The organism is Streptomyces sp. NPDC012825, from assembly GCF_042900925.1.
Classification (GTDB): Bacteria; Actinomycetota; Actinomycetes; order Streptomycetales; family Streptomycetaceae; genus Streptomyces.
This window is the reverse complement of sequence record NZ_JBIBBZ010000001.1, coordinates 441,445-462,311: the sequence shown is the minus strand read 5'-3', so window position 1 is coordinate 462,311 and position 20,867 is coordinate 441,445. Positions and strand designations below refer to the sequence as shown.

The 20,867-nt window shown below is 73.6% G+C and carries 14 protein-coding genes; 4 read left to right on the top strand and 10 right to left on the bottom strand.

Features of this window, described 5'->3' with window-relative positions:
* Positions 1–4: 4 nt before the first annotated feature.
* Positions 5–2,449, bottom strand: coding sequence for a DNA helicase PcrA (gene pcrA / locus ACFY7E_RS02330; protein ID WP_383445670.1), 2,445 nt, complete (start codon positions 2,447–2,449; stop codon positions 5–7).
* Between the two features lie 112 nt (positions 2,450–2,561).
* The gene (locus tag ACFY7E_RS02325) at positions 2,562–2,915 is read right to left on the bottom strand and encodes a hypothetical protein (RefSeq protein WP_383445667.1); all 354 of its coding nucleotides are present in this window, start codon (positions 2,913–2,915) and stop codon (positions 2,562–2,564) included.
* Positions 2,916–3,281: 366 nt separating this feature from the next.
* Here ACFY7E_RS02325 and ACFY7E_RS02320 point away from each other — a divergent pair, with 366 nt between their 5' ends.
* Entirely contained in the window at positions 3,282–4,388 is a 1,107-nt protein-coding gene (locus ACFY7E_RS02320; RefSeq protein WP_389479765.1) for an NlpC/P60 family protein, read from the top strand.
* Between the two features lie 50 nt (positions 4,389–4,438).
* Here the strand turns inward: ACFY7E_RS02320 and ACFY7E_RS02315 are convergent, their stop codons facing one another.
* Positions 4,439–5,188, bottom strand: a complete 750-nt coding sequence (locus tag ACFY7E_RS02315; protein ID WP_389479763.1) for a LuxR C-terminal-related transcriptional regulator — start codon at positions 5,186–5,188, stop codon at positions 4,439–4,441.
* Positions 5,185–6,447 (bottom strand): PspC domain-containing protein, encoded by a 1,263-nt coding sequence (locus tag ACFY7E_RS02310; protein ID WP_383445658.1) that lies wholly within the window; start codon positions 6,445–6,447, stop codon positions 5,185–5,187. The genes ACFY7E_RS02315 and ACFY7E_RS02310 overlap by 4 nt, the downstream gene beginning before the upstream one ends.
* A gap of 156 nt (positions 6,448–6,603) precedes the next feature.
* On the opposite strand from ACFY7E_RS02310, the gene ACFY7E_RS02305 reads away from it, so the two are divergent.
* Both ACFY7E_RS02305 and ACFY7E_RS02300 read left to right on the top strand, forming a co-directional pair.
* The gene (locus tag ACFY7E_RS02305) at positions 6,604–7,947 is read left to right on the top strand and encodes a PspC domain-containing protein (protein WP_389479761.1); all 1,344 of its coding nucleotides are present in this window, start codon (positions 6,604–6,606) and stop codon (positions 7,945–7,947) included.
* Complete coding sequence (locus ACFY7E_RS02300; RefSeq protein ID WP_389479759.1) at positions 7,934–8,194, top strand: hypothetical protein; 261 nt, start codon at positions 7,934–7,936, stop codon at positions 8,192–8,194. The genes ACFY7E_RS02305 and ACFY7E_RS02300 overlap by 14 nt, the downstream gene beginning before the upstream one ends.
* Here the strand turns inward: ACFY7E_RS02300 and ACFY7E_RS02295 are convergent.
* Together ACFY7E_RS02295 and guaA are read right to left on the bottom strand one after the other, a co-directional pair.
* A complete protein-coding gene (locus ACFY7E_RS02295; RefSeq protein WP_389479757.1) occupies positions 8,104–8,670 on the bottom strand; it encodes a DoxX family protein in 567 nt (188 codons plus the stop codon). The genes ACFY7E_RS02300 and ACFY7E_RS02295 overlap by 91 nt on opposite strands.
* 230 nt (positions 8,671–8,900) lie before the next feature.
* Positions 8,901–10,493 (bottom strand): glutamine-hydrolyzing GMP synthase, encoded by a 1,593-nt coding sequence (gene guaA / locus ACFY7E_RS02290; protein WP_383445646.1) that lies wholly within the window; start codon positions 10,491–10,493, stop codon positions 8,901–8,903.
* Positions 10,494–10,812: 319 nt separating this feature from the next.
* Here guaA and ACFY7E_RS02285 point away from each other — a divergent pair, with 319 nt between their 5' ends.
* Positions 10,813–11,118, top strand: coding sequence for a chorismate mutase (locus ACFY7E_RS02285; protein WP_383446601.1), 306 nt, complete (start codon positions 10,813–10,815; stop codon positions 11,116–11,118).
* Between the two features lie 667 nt (positions 11,119–11,785).
* Here the strand turns inward: ACFY7E_RS02285 and ACFY7E_RS02280 are convergent.
* The 4 genes from ACFY7E_RS02280 to ACFY7E_RS02265 all read right to left on the bottom strand — a co-directional run bounded on the left by ACFY7E_RS02280 (position 11,786) and on the right by ACFY7E_RS02265 (position 20,707).
* Positions 11,786–13,660, bottom strand: coding sequence for a GMC oxidoreductase (locus ACFY7E_RS02280; protein ID WP_389479755.1), 1,875 nt, complete (start codon positions 13,658–13,660; stop codon positions 11,786–11,788).
* 80 nt (positions 13,661–13,740) lie between these two features.
* A complete protein-coding gene (locus ACFY7E_RS02275) occupies positions 13,741–15,417 on the bottom strand; it encodes a succinic semialdehyde dehydrogenase (protein WP_389479753.1) in 1,677 nt (558 codons plus the stop codon).
* Positions 15,418–15,607: 190 nt separating this feature from the next.
* Positions 15,608–17,371 carry a serine/threonine-protein kinase gene (locus ACFY7E_RS02270; protein WP_389479751.1) on the bottom strand — a complete coding sequence of 588 codons (1,764 nt, stop codon included), beginning with the start codon at positions 17,369–17,371 and terminating at the stop codon, positions 15,608–15,610.
* 114 nt (positions 17,372–17,485) lie between these two features.
* Positions 17,486–20,707, bottom strand: a complete 3,222-nt coding sequence (locus ACFY7E_RS02265) for a serine/threonine protein kinase (protein ID WP_389479748.1) — start codon at positions 20,705–20,707, stop codon at positions 17,486–17,488.
* Positions 20,708–20,867 lie beyond the last annotated feature (160 nt).

Sequence of the window (20,867 nt, the reverse complement as noted above, 5' to 3'; positions counted from 1 at the left end):
GTCCCTAGAGCTTCTCGACCGGCGCGTACCTCAGCACCAGCCGCTTCGGCTTGTCGTCGCCGAAGTCGATCGTCGCCTGGGCCTGGTCGCCCTCGCCCGTCACCGCCGTCACCGTGCCCAGACCGAACTGGTCGTGCGTGACCCGGTCGCCCACCCGGAGCGAGACCACCGGCTTGTCGCCGGCCCGCCGCGTGGCGAAGCCCGAGGGGCCGGAGCGCGCGCGGGAGGAGGAGAGCGAGGAGGTGATGCCCGAGGTCGGCCCGGCGGGCTTCGCCATCGGCCCGGTCCGCTTCCACTCCAGGTGCGTGGGCGGGATCTCCTCCAGGAAGCGCGAGGCCGGGTTGTACGAGGGCTGGCCCCAGGCGCTGCGCATGGCCGAGCGGCTGAGGTAGAGCCGCTCACGCGCGCGCGTGATGCCCACGTACGCGAGGCGCCGCTCCTCCTCCAGCTCCTTCGTCTGGCCGAGGGCGCGCATGTGCGGGAAGACGCCGTCCTCCATGCCGGTGAGGAACACCACCGGGAATTCGAGGCCCTTGGCGGTGTGCAGCGTCATGAGGGTGATGACGCCCCGGCCCTCCTCGTCCTCGTCGGGGATCTGGTCGGAGTCGGCGACGAGCGCGACCTGCTCCAGGAACTCGGCGAGGGTCGCGGGCTCCTCGCCCCGCTCCTGCTCGAACTCCAGGGCCACGGCGGCGAGTTCCTGGAGGTTCTCGATCCGGGTCTCGTCCTGCGGGTCGGTCGACGCCTGGAGCTCGGCCAGGTAGCCGGTCCGCTCCAGGACGGCCTCCAGGACGACGGCGGGCCCGGCGCCGGACTCGACGACGGTGCGCAGCTCGTCCATGAGCACGTTGAAGCGCTTGACGGCGTTCGCGGAGCGCGCGGCCATGCCGTACGCCTCGTCGACCCGCTTGAGGGCCTGCGGGAAGGTGATCCTCTCGCGGAGCGAGAGCGCGTCGATCATCGCCTCGGCGCGCTCGCCGATGCCCCGCTTGGGGACGTTGAGGATGCGGCGCAGCGGGACGTTGTCCTCGGGGTTGGCGAGGACGCGGAGGTACGCGAGGACGTCCCGGACCTCCTTGCGCTCGTAGAAGCGCACGCCGCCGACGACCTTGTAGGGCAGGCCGACGCGGATGAAGATCTCCTCGAAGACGCGGGACTGGGCGTTGGTCCGGTAGAAGACGGCCACGTCCCCGGCCTTGGCCTCGCCCGCATCCGTGAGCCGGTCGATCTCGTCGGCGACGAACTGGGCCTCGTCGTGCTCGGTGTCCGCGACGTAGCCGGTGATCCGCGCGCCCTCGCCCGCGTTGGTCCACAGGTTCTTGGGGCGGCGGGACTCGTTGCGCTCGATGACGGCGTTGGCGGCCGACAGGATCGTCTGCGTGGAGCGGTAGTTCTGCTCCAGGAGGATCGTGGTCGCGTCCGGGTAGTCCTCCTCGAACTGGAGGATGTTGCGGATGGTGGCGCCGCGGAAGGCGTAGATCGACTGGTCGGCGTCGCCCACCACGCACAGCTCGGCCGGGCCGAGGTCGTCGTAGCCGGTGCCGACCAGCTCGCGCACCAGGGTGTACTGGGCGTGGTTGGTGTCCTGGTACTCGTCGACGAGGACGTGGCGGAAGCGGCGGCGGTAGTGCTCGGCGACGTCGGGGAACGCCTGGAGCAGGTGGACCGTCGTCATGATGATGTCGTCGAAGTCCAGGGCGTTGGCCTCGCGCAGCCGCGCCTGGTACATCCGGTACGCCTCGGCGAGCGTCTTCTCGAAGCCGTCCTGCGCCTGGCCGGCGAAGGTCTCCTCGTCGATCAGCTCGTTCTTGAGGTTCGAGATCTTGGCGCTGAACGACTTCGGCGGGAACTTCTTCGGGTCGAGGTCCAGGTCGCGGCAGACCAGGGCCATCAGGCGCTTGGAGTCGGCGGCGTCGTAGATCGAGAAGGAGGAGGTGAAGCCGAGCCTCTTCGACTCGCGGCGCAGGATCCGGACGCAGGCGCTGTGGAAGGTCATGACCCACATGGCGTTGGCGCGCGGGCCGACGAGCTGCTCGACGCGCTCCTTCATCTCGCCGGCGGCCTTGTTGGTGAAGGTGATCGCCAGTATCTGGCCGGGGTGGACGTGCCGCGTGCCCAGGAGGTGGGCGATGCGGTGGGTGAGCACCCGGGTCTTGCCGGAACCGGCGCCGGCGACGATGAGCAGCGGGGTGCCGGTGTGCACGACGGCGGCGCGCTGCTGCTCGTTCAGCCCGTCCAGGAGCGCGGCGGGGTCCACGACGGGGCGCGGGGCGCCGTCGCGGTAGTACGCGTCCCGGGGCGGGGGCGCGTCGAAGTGCTCCCCGAAGAGGTCGTGCGGGACCTCCTCCGAGGCCGGGGAGCCCTGCTCGTCGTCCTCGGGGTGGGGCGGGGGCTCCTCCGAGGAGTTCTGGAGACCGGCCAGGAAGCTGTCGTCAAAGAGGCTGCTCATCGCCTCACGAGTCTAGGGCGCTCCACCGACATCCGGGTCCGTGTTCGGAGGCCGGCCCGTGCGGACGGGGTGCGGAACGGGTCACACCGGGGCCGCGGACCGCGGGTGCGGCTCAGGTCCAGAGGGTCGCGATGAAGATGTTCGCCGTGGTCAGGCCGCCGACGGCGGCGAAGAGGCCCTTGTCGACCTTCTCGTCGTCCCGCTTGACGTAGACCAGGCCGAGGATCACGACGAGGATCGCCAGCTTGATGCCGATCTTGAGGTTGTTCACGGTCTGGTCGTCGGCCTGGTTCAGGCCGACGAGCGCGACGCCCGTGATCAGCATGGTCAGCGCGCCGTGCAGCATCGCGGGGCTGAAACGGGCCGTACCGGCGCCCATCGCCTTCATCTGGGTGAGGAAGCCGCCGAGGAGGGAGGCGATACCGATGACGTGCAGGGCGACGAAGACATTGATGAGAACGTCCATGGGGCGGAGCCTAACCGGGGCCCCGGTCCCGCTTTCCGGGCGGGTCCCGCCCGCTCCGGAACTCCGGTCGGCCGCCGGGGCGCCCCCGGCACCCTTGGCGCCCTCGGAATGATCCTCACCCCGTCACCCGGCGAAAGAGTTCGGTCTCCCACCTGTCAACTGGCGCCAATAGCGGTCAACCCGTCGTCCGGGCGCGACCCCGGGCCTAGCGTCCTCCACCAGGTGACCGGCTCCCCACCACCGCCGGCAGGTCGGCGGTCGTCGGTCACCCCCGCCGAGAAAACCGGCGGCGGTCCGTCCCCCTGTGCGGGCCGCCGCCGGCCCGGCGGACACCGTCCCCCAGGGAAGAGGATGTGAACCGCCCTCGTGGCAGCGCACCGGAAGTCCACGCCGTCCCTCCTCGGCGGTCAGGCGGTCCGTACCGCCGCCACCCTCGCCCTCGCCTCCGCGGCGACGACGACCCTCTTCGAGGGGGCGGGACACGCGGACCCCCGGCCCACCACGGCCCAGGTCAAGGCGCGGGTCGACCGGCTCTACCAGGAGGCCGGGGCCGCGACCGAGCGGTACAACGGGGCGAAGGAGAAGGCGGACGAGGCGCGCGCCGCCTTCGACCGGCTGCGCGACGAGGCCGCCCGCAGGACCCAGCGCCTCAACGACGCGCGGGACGCCCTCGGATCCGCGGCCGCCGCCCAGTACCGCTCCGGGGGCCTCGACCCGACGGTCCGGCTCGTCCTCACCTCCGACCCGGACCAGTACCTGGCGCGGGCCGCGTTCGCCGAGAAGGCCGGTGACCGGCAGGCGACCGCGATCCGGACCGTACGACGCGAACTCGGCGCGATCGGGCGGCTGCGCGGCGAGTCGGCGGAACGGCTGACCGCGCTGCGCGGACACGAGGCCGAGCTGCGGCGGCAGAAGACGACCGTCCTCGGCAAACTGCGGGCGGCCAGGACCCTGCTCGCCCGGCTGACCGCGGAGGAACGGGCCCGGTACGAGGCCGCCACCGCCACCCGGAACGCCCCGGCCCCCTCGGCGCGGCCGGACGCGACGAACGCGCCCGGCGCCTCCGCCTCCACCCGGGCCGACCGCTCCTCCGGCGGGGCGCGCGCATCGGTGGACGTCCCGGACTCCCGGGCCGCCCAGGCCGTCTCCTTCGCCCGCGCCCAACTCGGCAAGCCGTACGTGTGGGGGGCGACGGGTCCCTCCGGGTACGACTGCTCGGGCCTCACCCAGGCGGCCTGGCGCGCGGCCGGCGTCTCCCTGCCCCGCACCACGTACACCCAGATCAACGCCGGCCAGAGGGTCTCCCGCTCCCGGCTCGCCCCCGGCGACCTGGTCTTCTTCTACTCCGGGATCAGCCACGTCGGGCTCTACATCGGCGGCGGCCAGATGATCCACGCCCCCCGCCCCGGCGCCCCGATCCGAATCGCCCCGATCGACGAGATGCCCTTCGCCGGGGCGACCCGCGTGGGCTGACACCCGGGTCCGGGCCCGGGCTCGCCGCTTCCCGGGTCCGGAGCGCGGGCTCAGACCAGGCGGCGGGCGGTGGCCCAGCGGGTCAGCTCGTGGCGGTTGGAGAGCTGGAGCTTCCGGAGCACCGCCGAGACGTGCGACTCGACCGTCTTCACCGAGATGTAGAGCTGCTTGGCGATCTCCTTGTACGCGTAGCCGCGCGCGATCAGCCGCAGCACCTCCCGCTCCCGCTGGGTGAGCCGGTCCAGGTCCTCGTCCACCGGGGGCGCGTCCGTCGAGGCGAAGGCGTCCAGGACGAAGCCGGCGAGCCGGGGGGAGAAGACCGCGTCGCCCTCCTGGACCCGGAAGACCGAGTCGACCAGGTCGGTGCCGGTGATCGTCTTGGTGACGTAGCCGCGGGCCCCGCCCCGGATCACCCCGATCACGTCCTCCGCCGCGTCCGACACCGAAAGGGCCAGGAAGCGGACCGGGTCCTCGGGCGCGCCGAGCAGGCTCGCGCAGCGCCGCAGCACCTCGACCCCGCCGCCGCCCGGCAGGTGCACGTCGAGCAGGACGACCTCGGGGCGGGTCGCGGTGATGACCGTGACCGCCTGGTCGACGTCGGCGGCCTCACCGACCACCTCGACGCCGGTGACCTCGGTCCGGCCGATCTCGGCCTGCACCCCGGTGCGGAACATGCGGTGGTCGTCGACGAGCACCACCCGCACCCGACGCCCGGCGCCCGGCGCCGCCCCCGCACCCGTTTCCGCGCCCGTGTCCGCGCCCGCCCCACTCCCGGTCGCTGCCCCGGTCCCGTCGCTCATCCGTCCGCCCTCTCCATCTCGAGCTCCACTTCGGTGCCGCCGCCCTGCGGTGACCGCAGCCGGGCCGTACCGCCGTTGCGCTGCATCCGGCCGATGATCGATTCTCGTACGCCCATCCGGTCCTCGGGCACGTCGTCCAGGTCGAAGCCCGGCCCCCGGTCGCGCACCGAGACGAAGACCGTGCGGCCGTCCACCTCCGCGAACACCTGCACCGCCCCTCCCTCGCCACCGTACTTGGCGGCGTTGACCATCGCCTCGCGCGCGGCCTGTATCTGTGCGACCAGTCCCTCGTCGAGGGGGCAGTCGCCGACGACCACCACCTCCAGCGGGACGCCGTGCTTGTCCTCGACCTCGGCCGCGGCTCTCTTCACCGCTTCCGCGAGGGTCTCGGGCTCCTCGTCCCTGCCGGTGCCCTCCGGCTTGTAGAGCCAGTTCCGCAGCTCCCGTTCCTGGGCGCGGGCGAGCCGGCGCACCTCGCCCGGGTCGTCGGCGTTGCGCTGGATCAGGGTGAGGGTGTGCAGCACCGAGTCGTGGACGTGGGCCGCGACCTCGGCGCGCTCCTGGGCGCGGATGCGCATGGTCCGCTCCTCCGTGAGGTCCTGCGACATGCGGACCAGCCAGGGGCCGGCGAGCAGGGCTATGCCGGTGAGGACGGCGACGGCGGCGGTGAGGGCCGTGCCGAGCTGGGCGACGGAGCCGCGGACCACCACGAAGACCGCGAGGCCGGTGCCGACCAGGGCGACGCCGACGAAGCCGCGGGCGAGCTGGAACGCGCGTCGGTGCCGCCCGGGATCGGTCCAGCTGGCCCGGCGGGCGTTGTCCGTCTGGCGCCAGAAGACGGCGACGCCGACGCCGGTGAGGAGGACGGGCCAGATGTACCGCCCCGTCTCGCCGTCGAAGCTGGCGTTCCCGGCGACGACCGCGAGGCTCACGGCGAGCGCGACCAGAGCGAAGACCTGGCCCCGGTCGGGCTTGCGCAGCCTGCGGCGCCCGTCCGGGGTGGTCTCGAAGACGGGGCGCGGCGCGGTCCGCCCGCCGACGCCTAGTGGGACGACGATCCAGAAGACCGCGTAGAGCACGGCGCCGAGGCCGTCCGCCAGGGCGAGGACCGCGAACGCCGTGCGCACCCAGACGACCGGGAGCCCGAGGTGTCCCGCGAGACCGCGTGCGACACCGCCGAGCCACCGCCCGTCGGCGCTCCGGTAGAGCCTGCGCAGAGGCGGTTCGTCGGTCTCGGTGACACGAGCGGATACGGACATGCACCGATCGTCACACGTTCGGCCCGCCCGGAACATCAGGGTCGGCCCTGAGATCTTCCCTGGTACGGCCTCGGGGAGGAGGGCCCTCCGAATATCAGGGTCGGGCCAGGGTCGTCCCCGGTGCCGCACGGCGTCACGGGCCGTCACCATGGAGGCATGACGAGTTCGACGCCTTCGCAGCACGAGGCCCCGCCGCCGGCGGAGGCCGCTTCCGCCGCGCCCCTGCGGCGCTCTCGCGGGAGCAAGGTCGTGGGCGGCGTCTGCGGCGGTCTCGGCCGGTACTTCGACCTCGACCCGGTGGTCTTCCGCGTCGTGATCGGCGTGCTGGCGGTGACGGGCGGCTTCGGGCTGATCTTCTACGGCTTCGCGTGGTTGCTGATCCCGCTCGCGGGCGAGGAGGACACCGAGGGGCGCAGGCTGCTGACCGGCCGCGTCTCCGGTTCCTCCCTCGCGGCCCTGCTGATGGCGCTGGTCGGCTGCGGGGTCTTCCTGTCGATGCTGCGCAGCGGATCGATGCTGGGTTCCTCGCTGCTGGTGGCGTTCGCGGCGTGCGGGGCGGCGGTCTGGTCCCGGCGGAGACGGACCGGCGCGGTCGAGAGCGAGGGCAGGGCGGACACGGCGGCGGCGCTCGCGGTCGCCGAGGCCCCGCCCGAGACGAAGGCCCCGCCGCTGATCGAGTACACGTCCTGGTGGAAGGACCCGATCGTCAAGGACGGCTCGACGGGCCGGGTGGCCGTCGGCTACCTGTGGGGTCCGCACGGCGTGCTGGACGAGGACGGCAGGGTGAACGGCGAGGTGCCGAGGCCCGGCAGTCAGTGGGGTCCCCCGGCTCCGGCGCCCGGGCGTCCGACGCCCTCCGTCCGGAGGAGCCCGCTCTCCATCGCCGGTCTCGTCGAGCTGCTGGCGATGGTGGCGGCCGGCCTCGGCACGGCCCTGACCTGGGAGACCGAGCCGCTCGGCACCAGCCTGCAGATCGGTCTGACCGCCGCCCTCGGGGTGTTCGGCCTGGGGCTCGTCGTGAGCAGCTTCCTCGGGCGGACCGGGTTCGGCACGGTGTTCCTGACCGTGGTCACGGCGGGCCTGCTCGCCCTGACGACGGCACTGCCCGACCGGATCACCACGGACTGGGTCCGCGAGACGTGGACGCCGGCGTCGGTCGCCGTCGTGCAGCCGCGCTACGAGCTGGGCAGCGGGGTCGGCACGCTCGACCTGTCGCGGCTCCCGCTCCCCGCGGGGACGACGGTCACCACCGGCGCCGAGGTGGGCGCCGGACAGCTCAAGGTGATCGTCCCGAAGGACGCGGTCGTGAAGCTGCGCGCCACGGTGGCGCTGGGCGATCTGCGCCTGCCGGGACAGCCCCCGAACGACATCGACATCGCACCGGACCGCGAGGAGACCCACACGCTCGCGCCGCCGGCCGGGACCACCCCGGCGGGCACCCTGGACCTCTCCCTGGAGGTCGCACTCGGACAGGTGGAGGTCATCCGTGCTGCTTCATGAGTTCCGTCCCGGCCGGCTGCTCGTCGGCCTCACCGCCCTCGCCCTGACCGCCCTGTACGCGGGCGACGCCGCCGGGGCCTGGACGACCCCCTGGTACGCGGTGGTCCCGGTGCTCTGCGGCGGCCTGGGCGTGGCCGCCCTCGCGACCTGGGCCGCCTATCGAATACGGCGCCGTTCGGCGAGGAGCCGGTCCAGCGAGAGCACCGGGGCTCCGGCGAGCAGCAGCGGCAGCCAGGCCATCAGGTAGACGAGGTCGTTGCCGAGGTAGTAGGGCGACACCTGCCAGCTCACGGTCAGCCAGAGGCTCAGCGAGATCAGCGCGCCGCCGAGCGCCGCCACCCGGGCGAAGAGACCGAAGAGGGTCCCGAGTCCGACGGCGAGCTCCCCGAAGGCGAGGGCGTACCCGAAGCCGGAGGGACTCTTGAGGGCGAGGTCGACGAGGGCGGGGATCGCGGAGACGTCCCGGACGCCGCGCATCGTCTCGCCGATGGAACCACTGCCGGTACCGGCGAAGAAGGAGGAGTCGGTGAGCTTGTCGAGCCCGGCGTAGAGGAACGTGACACCCAGGAAGATCCGCAGGGGAAGGAGGGCGTAGCGGGAGGCGAGGGCCTTCCAGACACCGGTCCCGTCACCATCGGCGCCGAGAGGGCGGTGGACGCCGGAGTTCGCGTCGCCGGTTCCGCCGGAGGTCCTGTCGTCTCCCTGGCCCGTCTGTCCCGTCATCACCGGTCACCTCTCACACGCCCCGTACGGCTGCTCGCGGAACGATTCTCCTCCGTTCGGCGGCCCCGGGGCGCGAGGAGAGGCCGGGTGGTCGGTCCGGGGTGTCGACCGTGACCCGGTCGGCCTCCACGCCCTGCGCCGTCACGACCGGGGCCCCCGAGCCCTCGATGCGACGAAACCGCCGCCCCGGGGGGGTTCGGGGCGGCGGTTTCACGGGCGGGCGGGAAGGGTCACTCCCACTCGATGGTGCCCGGCGGCTTGCTGGTGACGTCGAGGACGACGCGGTTCACGTCGGCCACCTCGTTGGTGATGCGGGTCGAGATCTTGGCGAGCACCTCGTAGGGCAGGCGCGACCAGTCGGCCGTCATGGCGTCCTCGGAGGAGACGGGACGCAGCACGATCGGGTGGCCGTAGGTGCGGCCGTCGCCCTGGACGCCCACGGAGCGCACGTCGGCGAGCAGCACGACCGGGCACTGCCAGATGTCGCGGTCGAGACCGGCGGCCGTCAGCTCCTCGCGGGCGATGGCGTCGGCCTCGCGCAGCAGGTCCAGGCGCTCCTTGGTGACCTCGCCGACGATGCGGATGCCGAGGCCGGGGCCGGGGAAGGGCTGGCGCTGGACGATCTCCTCGGGCAGGCCGAGTTCCTGGCCGACCATGCGGACCTCGTCCTTGAAGAGCTGGCGCAGCGGCTCGACGAGTTCGAACTCGATGTCGTCGGGCAGGCCGCCGACGTTGTGGTGGGACTTGATGTTGGCGGTGCCGGTGCCGCCGCCGGACTCGACGATGTCCGGGTAGAGCGTGCCCTGGACGAGGAACGCGACCTCGGGGCCCTCCTCCTGGAGGATCTCCAGCTGTGCCTGCTCGAAGACGCGGATGAACTCGCGGCCGATGATCTTCCGCTTGGTCTCCGGGTCGGAGACGCCGGCGAGGGCGGTGAGGAAGCGCTCCTGCGCGTCGACGACCTTCAGCTGGACGCCGGTGGCGGCCACGAAGTCCTTCTCGACCTGCTCGGTCTCGTCCTTGCGCATCAGGCCGTGGTCGACGTACACGCAGGTGAGCTGCGAGCCGATGGCCTTCTGCACGAGGGCGGCGGCCACGGCGGAGTCGACACCGCCGGAGAGGCCGCAGATCGCGCGCTTGGTGCCGACCTGGGCGCGGATGGCCGCGACCTGCTCCTCGATCACGTTGCCGGTGGTCCAGCTCGGCTCGATGCCGGCGCCCCGGTAGAGGAAGTGCTCCAGGATCTGCTGGCCGTGCGTGGAGTGCAGCACCTCGGGGTGGTACTGGACGCCGTACAGCTTCTTCTCGTCGTTCTCGAAGGCGGCGACCGGCACGACGTCCGTGGACGCGGTGACGCTGAAGCCCTCGGGGGCGGCGGAGCAGGCGTCGCCGTGCGACATCCACACCGACTGCTCGACCGGGGTGCCCTCGAAGAGGGTGGAGCCGGCCTTGGAGACGTGGAGCGGGGTGCGGCCGTACTCGCGGGCTCCGGTGTTGTCGACCGTGCCACCGAGGGTCGTCGCCATCAGCTGGAAGCCGTAGCACATGCCGAAGACGGGGACGCCCGCCTCGAAGAGCGCGCGGTCGAGGCGGGGGGCGTTCTCCGCGTACACGGAGGAGGGGCCGCCGGAGAGGATGATCGCCTTCGGGTTCTTGGCCAGCATCTCGGCCACCGGCATGGTGGACGGGACGATCTCGCTGTAGACCCGGGCCTCACGGACGCGGCGGGCGATGAGCTGGGCGTACTGGGCGCCGAAGTCGACAACGAGGACTACGTCCGGGTTGGTGACGTCGGGCGCGGCAGCGGGGGTCGCTGATGACACTACGGCGGCCTTCCGGCGGTAGGAGGGGGTCCCTCGAAAGGGGTGCTATTTGTCGATTCTACCGGCGCGCCGGTCGGACCATTCGTCTCACCATCCGAACCCGGGTTGGCCCCGGTTCCGGGGCCGGGTCCATACTGTCGCCATGCGCAAGCACCAGACCTTCGTCTTTACCTATGGCAACCGGCCCACCGGCTGCCATGGTCGTGCTGCTTGAGCAACTGACAAGCGACTTCCCAGGCGCCCCGGGCCGACAAGGCCCGGGGCGTCCGTCGTTCCCGGGCCGGGTCGCTCCGGGGCCCGACACCCCAGGAGCCCCACCATGACGACCGACACCACCGTCACCGCGAAGACCACCGAGCGCACCGGCGCCCGCACCGCCGAGGCGGCGGCGCTGATCGGCGACGCCCGTGAGCGCATCGACGCGCTCGACGACCGGATCATCGGTCTCATCCAGGAACGGACGGCCGTCTCGGCCGTCATCCAGGAGGCCCGGATCTCCTCCGGCGGCCGCCGGGTGAACCTGAACCGCGAGATGGAGGTCCTCGGCCGCTACAGGGACGCCCTCGGCAAGCCGGGCACGGCGCTCGCGATGACGATGCTGGAGCTGTGCCGGGGACGCGTCTGAGAGCCGTCGGGGACGCGTCCGAGTGGGCGCCCGCACCCGAGTTCGGACCCGCTCTCACCCGTACGGCGCGTGACCGGCTCCGCGCCGGCTTCGTTGGTCCGGTTGTCCGTGCCAGCCAGGGGCGGGCCCGAAGAAAAACCACGCGTGGCTTCGCTGGGGCGTGTGGCGTACCTCTCCGGTACGCCGTGGGACCTCGCACCAGCGCGTGTGACCGGGCAGCAGGGGACAGCGGCCCGGTCACCCGGAAAGTGCGGTCGGCCCCGGGGACGCCCGGGGCCGATCGCAACCGGCTCCCCCGGCCGCATCCCGCGGCCCCAGCACCGTTGCGAAGGCCCCGTCCCCTCGTCCCGCCACCCCGTTACTCCCCCCGTTCCTCCTCCCCCAGCGGCGCGACCCCCCGGCGCCGCTCCGCTCGGCACCGCGGCTGCCCTGACACCGGTGCCGACCCCCGAGGGCCCCGTGCCGCGACCCGAATCGCGCCACGGGGCCCTCGCCCGTACCCCCGCCCCCCGGTCATGTGACGCGCGTCACACGAAGATCCCGTGCAACCGCTACAACCCATCACGGGGGTCGCGGGTCAACCAATGCAGCAACACCAGAAGCCGGAAGGGCGCTGCATTCGGAGGGGGATGCAGCGCCCTTTCTGTTTCCGCCGGTCCGGCCCGGGTCACTCCCGCTGCGACTGCTTCGACTGCTGCGACTGCTGCGACGGGACCTCCAGCGGAACGTCCGGCAGGGTCTTCGACGGCATCTTCGGCATCCCCAGGAACGGCAGGCGCAGCGCGCCGAAGGCCTCGGCCGGGACCGCGGGGGACTTCGGCTCGACCGCCGCGAGCCGTGCGTACGCCTCCCCCTGCGCCGGGCGCGGGTCCTCCTCGCCCCTGTTCGGCCAGAAGGACATGGCCCGTTCCGCCTGGGCGGTGATCGTCAGGGACGGGTTCACGCCGAGGTTGGCGGAGACGGCCGCCCCGTCGACGACGGAGATCCCCGGGTGGCCGTAGAGCCGGTGGTACGGGTCGATGACGCCGGACGCGGCGTCCGCGCCGATCGGGCAGCCGCCCAGGAAGTGCGCGGTGAGCGGGGTGCCCATCAGCTCGCCGACGTTGGAGCCGGCGAAGCCGTTGATCTCCTCGGCGAGGAGGGTGGCGGCCCGGGTGGCCGCCGGGATCTGGACCGGGTTCGGCGCCCCGTGCCCCTGGCGGGCCGTGAGCAGGCCCTTTCCGAGGCCACCGGGCTTGCGGTAGGTGGTCAGGGAGTTGTCGAGGGACTGCATGACCAGGCCGATGATGGTCCGCTCCGACCACTTCCGGTTGGATAGCGAGCGGGCGGCGAGCGCGGGGTGCCGGAGCAGGTTGAGGACCCAGTCGCGCACCCGGTGGGCGCCGTAGGGCACCTGGAGGACGGTGAGGCTGCCCATCGAGTTGGAGCCCCTGCCGTACCGGACCGGTTCGATGTGGGTGTTCTCGTCGGGGTGGACGGAGGAGGTGATGGCGACGCCCCGGGTGAAGTCGGCCTTCCCCTTCCCGTGCTTCCTCCGGTAGCGGCGGTCGGTGGTCTGCGCGCCGACCAGGCCCTCGGAGTTGGTGCGGGTCAGCTCACCGAGCCGGTCCGAGATCCGGGGCAGCAGGCCGGTGTCCCTCATCCGGTGGAGCAGGGTCTGCGTGCCGTACGTGCCGGCCGCGATCACGACCCGGCGGGCGGTGAACGTGCGGCCCCTGCCCTTCTTCCGGTCGTCGGTGGGCAGGGTCTTCACCGCGAAGCCGCCGCGCGAGTCCTCGGTGACGGTGACGACCGTCGTCATGGGGTGGACGGTCGCGCCCGCCTTCTCGGCGAGGTACAGGTAGTTCTCGTTGAGGGTGTTCTTGGCGCCGTGGCGGCAGCCGGTCATGCACTCGCCGCACTCGGCGCAGGCGCGCCGGGAGGGGCCCGCGCCGCCGAAGTACGGGTCGGGGACCTCGCCGCCCGGCTTCGTCCTCGTCCCGCCGTCGGCGTCCTTCCCGTCCCCGAAGAAGACGCCGACCGGCGCCATGTGGAAGGTGTCGCCGATGCCCATCGCCTCGGCCGCCGACTTCAGGTGCACGTCGGAGGGGGTCATCGTCGGGTTGAGCCGGACGCCGAGCATCCGCTTGGCCTGGTCGTAGTACGGCCGGAGCTCGTCCTCCCAGTCCGTGATGTCCTTCCACTGCGGGTCGTCGAAGAACGCCTTGAGCGGTACGTAGAGGGTGTTGGCGTAGTTGAGGGAGCCGCCGCCCACGCCGGCGCCCGCGAGGACCATGACGTTGCCGAGCAGGTGGATGCGCTGGAGGCCGTAGAGGCCGAGGGCGGGGGCCCAGAGGAAGTTCTTCAGGTCCCAGGAGTTCTTCGGCAGGGTCTCGCGGGTGAAGCGGCGCCCGGCCTCCAGGACGCCGACCCGGTAGCCCTTCTCGGTGAGGCGGAGGGCCGTGACCGAACCGCCGAAGCCGGAGCCGACGACGAGGACGTCGTAGTCGTACGCGGCGTCCTCCGCCTGCTCCTGATTTTGGGTAGGGGGTACCGCGGTCATGGCTCTCCTCGTACGGAGTACGGAAAAAGGGGTGGAAGGGGGAGGGCGCGGGCCCCCGCCGCGCGCGGGGGCCCGGGGCCTCAGCGCAGGCGCAGGGCCTTCATCGCCTTCAGGGACAGGCTCATGAACGCCGCGTACTTCTCGTCGTCCATGCCGAAGGAGGGCGCGAGCGGGATCAGCCGCTGCTGGGCGACGGTCTGGGCCTCGGTGTACTTGAGGATGCCCTCGGAGCCGTGGCGGCGGCCGAGCCCGGAGTCCTTCATGCCGCCCATCGGGGACTGCACGCTGCCGTACGCGGGCGCGTACCCCTCGTTGATGTTGACGGTGCCGGTGCGCAGCCGGGCCGCGACGGCGTGGCCGCGGCGCGAGTCCTTCGTCCAGACCGAGGAGTTGAGGCCGTACGGGGTGGCGTTGGCGAGCTCGACGACCTCGTCCTCGTCCGTGAAGCGGTAGATCGAGACGACCGGGCCGAAGGTCTCCTCGTTGCAGACGGCCATCGGGGCCTCGACGCCGTCGAGGATGGTCGGCTCGTAGAAGAGGGGGCCGACGTCGGGGCGGGCGACGCCGCCCGCGACCAGCCTGGCGCCCTTGGCGACGGCCTCCTCGACGTGCCGCTCGACGGTCTCCAGCTGCCGCTCGCCGACGAGGGAGCCCATGTCGGCCCCGTACGCGAGGGAGGTGCCGAGCCGCATCGCCTTCGTACGGGCGGCGAACCGGGCGACGAAGTCGTCGGCGACGGACTCGTGCACGTACAGGCGCTCGATAGAGATGCAGAGCTGTCCGGCGGAGGAGAAGCAGGCGCGGACGGCGCCGGCGGCGGCCTTCTCGACGTCGGCGTCCGCCAGGACGAGCATGGCGTTCTTGCCGCCGAGTTCGAGGGAGACGCCGACGAGGCGGGCGGCGGCGCCCTGCGCGACCTCGCGGCCGGTGCGGGTGGAGCCGGTGAAGGAGACGTAGTCGGCGTGCCGGACGACCTCGGGGCCGACGACCGGGCCCTCGCCGAGGACGACCTGGAAGACCTCGGCGGGCAGTCCGGCCTCGATGAGCAGGTCGCGGGCCCACAGGGCGGTGAGCGCGGTCTCGGTGTCGGGCTTCATGACGACGGCGTTGCCCGAGACGAAGGCGGGCAGGGCGTCGCCGACGGAGAGTTCGAGGGGGTAGTTCCAGGGGGCGATCTGGCCGACGACCCCGCGCGGCTGGCGCAGCTCGGTGACCTTGGTGAGGGTCGGCACGACGCCGGTGTGGTGGCGGGGGCGCAGGTAGGAGGAGGCCTTGCGGCCGTAGTGGCGGGCGGCCACGGCCACCGCCATGACCTCCTCGTGGGCGTGCAGGCGCGCCTTGCCCGTCTCCAGCTGGATGAGGTCGAGGACCTCGGCCTGCCGGTCGAGGACCAGGTCGTGGAAGCGGAGGAGCACGGCGGCGCGGGTCCGTACCGGCGTCGCGGCCCAGACCGGCTGGGCGGCGCGGGCGCGGGCGAAGGCCTCGGCGACGTCCTCGGGGGTGGACTCGGGCAGGTCCGCCAGCTTCTCCCCGGTGAAGGGGGTGTGGTTGGCGGTCCGGCCGGAGCCGACCACGCCGCGGACGAGCCGGGCGACCAGGTCGGGCGTCACGACGTCGGCGGCGGTCCTGGCGCCGGCGGGCGCGGGCGCGACCGGGTTGGTCGCCCCGGCGGGGGCGGTGGTCCCGGTCCGCGCTGCGGAGGCGGTGGCGGGGGCGTCGGGAGCCGAAGGGGCGGCGGGGGCCTGCGAGTCCGTCATGAGGGCGAGCGTAAGGCGCCGTCCGCCCTTTGGGTACCCGTCGGTAACGCGTTTTCACCGGGGTCTCACATCACGCCAGCGATCACTGGCACATAAGGCCTGATCAGCGGCTTACGGCTGTCGAAGGCCGGTCACGGAGATTTTTCCGGCCTTCACGCCCGCCTGCTCGTCCGCCCGACGGCCCGCCCGTCTACTCGCCCGTTTCCCGCCAGTGCCGCAGGACGATGTCGAACTGCTCCCGGGTGGTCTCCCAGCTCGACTCCGGCGAGGACATGTAGACGGCGTACTCGGTGCCGTCGTCGCCGTAGTACATCTGGTCGATCGCGTGCCGGGGCCCCGGGAAGTTCTTCTTCTCGGTCCAGGTGAACTCCCACAGGACGGAGAGGACCTGGTCCCGGTAGACCTTCTCGGAGAGCTGGACCCGCTTGTAGTGCATCCGCTTCCCCAGGGCGCCCTCCAGGTCGAGCGCGTGCATGTACGGGCTCTCGAAGTCGGGGCTGCGGTCGACGCTGATCCGGATGCGGTGCCTGCCGTTGTCCGGGGTGTAGTCGATCTGGCCGTCCGTGACCTGGCGCTTCCAGCCGTCCGGGACGAGGAGGCTGAAGCCCTCCGGGTCCTCGACGCGGTGCCATCCCCCGGGGATCCCGTTCTTCCCCTCGACCCCGGCCGGGGGGATCGTGGTCGGGGCCGTGGCGGCGGTCGTCCCCCCGGTGCCGTCGACGACGCGGTCGCCGCCCGCGTAGTGCATGGCAGCGAAGACCGCGCCGCCCGCGACGAGCCCGGCGAGCAGGGCCGCGAGGACGACGGTGCGCAGGCGGCCCCGGCCGGACGACGGGTGTGCCGGGGCGGGGGTGGGGGCGGGGGGCGGCGGGGAGTGCGGGGGCTGCCGAACCGTCCGGGGCGGCCGGGACCACTGGGCGGTGGAGCCGCGCGGGGCGACGTCCGCCGTTCCCGGCTCCGGCCGGTCGGCCCGGTCCGTCCGGTCCGCCGCGCGCGCCTCGCCGGACGCCGTACGCGCCTCGCCGGCCCGCGCGTTCCGGTCGCCCGCGTCCTCCGTCCGGTCCAGGTCCTCCCTGACCACCCGCTGGGTCGGCACGTACGCCTGCGCCGACGCCGGTGCGCGCCCCTCCATCGCTTCGAGCAGCATCCGCCCGGCCTCGTCCGCGCGCGGCCGCCGCTTCGGGTCCTTGCGCAGCAGGGCCACGATGACGGGGGCCAGCGCCCCGGCCTTCTCCGGGTGCGGCGGCTCCTCGGTCACCACGGCCTGCATGGTGCTGATCGGGGAGCCGCGGCGGAACGGCGAGGTGCCCTCCACCGCCGTGTAGAGCGTGGCCCCGAGCGACCAGAGGTCGGATGCGGGGCCGGGGTCGGCGCCCTTCACCCGTTCGGGCGCCAGGTAGTCGATGGAGCCGACGATCTCACCGGTCCGGGTGATCGTCGAGTCCCCCTCGATCGCCGCGATCCCGAAGTCGGTGATGAGGACGCGCCCGTCGCGCGCGAGCAGGATGTTGCCCGGCTTGACGTCCCGGTGCAGCACCCCGGCCGCGTGCGCGGCGCGCAGCGCGCCGAGGACGTGCAGCCCGATCCTGGCCGCCTCGCGGGGCTCGACGGTGCCCGACTCCTTGGCGGCGTCGGCGAGCGAGGGCCCGTCGACGTACTGCATGACGATCCACGGGCGGGCGTCGTGCTCCAGGACGTCGTGGACGGTCACCACGCCCGGGTGCGTGATCCGCGCGGCCGCCCGCGCCTCCTTCTGCGTACGGGCGTGCAGCACGAGCCGGTCGGCCTCGGCCACGAACCGGCCCGCCGTCAGCTCCTTCACCGCCACCACGCGGTGCAGCACCTCGTCGTGCGCGCGCCAGACCTTGCCCATGCCGCCGCGTCCGATGGACTCGCCCAGCCGGTAGCGTCCGGCGAGCAGCAGCCCCGCCCCTGTGCCCTGTGAATGTTCCACTTGCCCCCGCCCGTTCCTTCTGACGCCAGGTTACGGAGGGGGGCACGGACCGCGAAACCTCGGGGCGGCCATAGGAACAGCACTGTGACCGGGGGCCGGTGGACCGGCGGGGGTTCAACGGCCCGGACGGAACGCCTTCGTGGCCTGCTCGTAGATCTCGGAGACCTTGTCCCGTTCGGTGTACGGGCCGATGACCTGGACGACGTGGTACCGGCCGCCGTCGATCAGGGCGAGGTTGCGGACGAACACCTCCCGTCCCGTGCCGTCCAGCCACCAGTAACTTCCGGTGGCCGTCGCCGTGCTGCCGATGTCGACCCGGAGCGTCCGCTCCGCGCCCGCCCAGCTGGACGCCCGCCAGGGCTCCAGCTCGCGCTCCCTGGCGTTCTGGTACGCCAGCGGGTCGGCACCGTTCTCCTTCACGCCGTCCCGGCCGGGGACCACGATCATCGTGAAGTCGCCGCCCGTGTAGCGCACTTGCCCGGCGTCGTTGATCGGGCTGCGCCGCCAGCCGTTCGGCACCCCGATCCGGAACCCCTCCGGGTCCTGGCGCAGGGCGTACCCGGCGGCGAGCGCGGGGGCCGACGGATCCGCCGGGGGCCGGGTCGTGGCCGGCGCGGTGGTCGCGGAGGGGCCGCCCGTGGAGGGACCGCCCGTGGTCGGGGCCGGGCTCTCGCCGCCGGTGCTCGGCGCGGTGGTGACGGGGGCCGGACCGGTCGTGGGCGCGCCCGAACCGGCGGGCTCCTCCCCCGCGCGGGGCATGAAGAGGACGGCGTACGCGACGGCCCCCACGAGCAGGAGGAGCACCAGGAGCAGGAGCGTACGGCCCAGGGCGCGCGGGGAGCCCGAGGAACCGGAGGAGGTGCGCGGGGCGCGCGGAGTCCGGGGCGCGCGCGGGGCGCGCTGCGGGAGTTCCTCGTGGTACCCGCCGTCGGACTCCTCGCGGAAATCGTCCGGTACGCGCGCGTACTCGCGGACGTGCGCGCGCTCGGGCTCGTGCCGGACCTCGTGCCGGACCTCGGCGCGCGGGTCCCTGCCCCGCTTGTGACGGCGGCGGCCCGCGCCCTCGCCCCGGCGCCTGCGGCGCACCAGTTCGCCGCGCCGGCGCACGATCGGCAGCCGCTTCTCGTCGGACGGCAGCGGTACGACGCCGACACCGGCCTCCGGCTCGGGCGCCGAGCGGACGAGGGAGCGCAGCCAGCCGCGCAGCTCCTCGAAGTCGGGACGCTCGGTGGGGTCCTGACGGAGCAGCGACTCCACGACCGGGCGCAGCGGCCCGCTCTCCTCGGCGAAGGCGGGCGGCTCGGCGCAGACCAGCTGGACGAGTTCGGCCGCGCTGTCCTCCGGGTAGGGGGCGTGGCCCTGGACGGCGCGGTAGAGGAGGGCGCCGAGCGCCCACAGGTCGGTGGCGGGGCCGATGGGCGCCGCGAGGCGCCAGTTCTCGTGGACGGGACCGGCCTGTTCGGGCGCCCAGCGCTCGGTGACGGCGCCGACGACCGCGATCCGGGTCTGCCGGGCCCGCTCCGCCGCGAGGCGCGTGGCCGGACCCCGGTGCGGCTCGGCCGCGGCCGTCGCCGGCTCCTCCCGCCGGGCCTCCGGGACACCGGCGGGGACCGGGAGGCGCCCGGCGTCCGGGTCCGCCGCCCGGTATCCGGCGGGCAGCGCCGGGCGCCCCGAACCGGGCAGCACCGGGCCGCGGCCCGAGCCGCCCCCGGCCGGTACCGGCCCGGAGGCGTCCCGCGAGGCGTGCGGGCCGTCGCTCCAGCTGCCGGTCAGCATCGCGCGCGGCGGCGGGTCGTTCCGGGGGCCGCCGCCGTACGGCTCGTCGCCCTCGTCCTCGTCGTCCTCGTCGTCCGCCACCCGGGCCCACCACTGCGGCTCGGGCGCGCCCTCCGCCTGCGCCGTCGGCGGGGGCGGCGGTCCCGGCGACTCCGGCGGCACGGGCCGCTGCACGGGCAGCGCCCCCGTCTCGCCGAGCCGGGCGGCGGCCCGCGCACCGGCCCGGTAGGCGGCGATGGCCCCGGCCCGCGCGGCCCGCACGTCGGCGGTCGGCGGCGTGGCCGGGGGCCGCGTCCCGGCGGGGGCCGCCGCCGACTTCCCGTAGGGGTCGGCGCCGTAGGCGTTGGGGGCGGGGCGGGGCCCCGGAGCGGAACCGCCGGAACCGGCGCCCCCGCCCGACCGGCCCTCGGTGCCGTCGCCCGTGCCGCTGTCCGCGCCGTCCGTCCCGTCACCGGTGCGCACGCCCCCGTCGGGGGCCTCCAGCGCGTACGGCTCGGGCCGGTGCTCTTCGGGGCGGTACGCCGCGGAGCCGTATGCCGTCCCGGAGCCGGGCTCCCCGGGGCGGTACGCCTCGGAGCCGTACGTCTCGGAGCCGTACTCCTCGACGGGCGCGAGCCCTTCGGGCGTGTACCGCTCGGGCGCGTACACCTCCGTCTCGTACGTGTCCGCCGCGTACGGCTCCAGGGCGTACGCACCGGACCCGTGCGTCTCGGGTCCTTCCGCGTCCGGCTCGTACGTCTCGGCCTCGTACGGTCCGGGCGCGTACGTCTCGGCCTCGTACACCCCCGGCTCGTACGTGTCCGGCCCGTGGGGGTCCGGGGCGTACGGGTCGGGGTCGTACGGATCAGGGGCGTACGGGTCCGGATCGGTCTCCTCGTCCACGCCCGCCGGAGGCGCAGGCGCGTACGCGAACTCGTCGGGATGCGCGAACGCGTCGGGCCCGTCCTGTTCCGGTACCGGCGCGTAGCCGCAGAGGGCCTCCTCGGCGGCTCCCACCGCGAGGCCCGAGAGGACCACCCGGCCGTCGTCGCAGACGAGGACGGTCCGGGAGGTGATGTTCCGGTGCACCCAGCCGTGGGCGTGCAGCGCGCGCAGGGCGGTGAGGACGTCGGCGCCGATCTCGGCGGCCCGGTACGGGTTGAGCGGACGCTCGGCGAGGAGGGCGGCCAGGGGCCGGGACGCCGCCACGCGTTCGCTGACTATCCACAGCGAACCGGCCTCCGCGAAGACGTCGAAGACCTGGTCCAGTAAGGGGTGGTCGGGGATCTGCGCGGCGGCCTGGGCCGCCTCGATCGCGCGGCGCACGACGGGTTCGGCGGGCCCGCGGCCGGGCCGCCCCGCGCCGCCCCGGAGGCCGCCGGGACCGCCGGGCCCCGTGTCGTCGAGCACCTCGGCGTCGACGAACTCCGGCAGCGGGACCTGACGGACCAGCACCTCCTGGCCGCTGTACGTGTCGAAGGCCCGCGTCTCCGTCAGGTCGTGACCGCCCGCGGTCCCGTCCGCCGGCGGCAGCGGCAGGCGGTAGCGGTCCGCGAGCACCCTTCCCGCGTAGTCGTCCACGACGCCTCCCCACGCGCGCACTGTCCCCCGTGGCCCCACGGGTACCCCGGATCGTGCGGGATCACGCGAGTCCGTCGGTTCCGGTCGGTCCGGTCCGGGGCCGTGCGGTCAACGGCTCTGTTCGACTGCGTACGACCCCCGGATCCCCACGATACGGGGC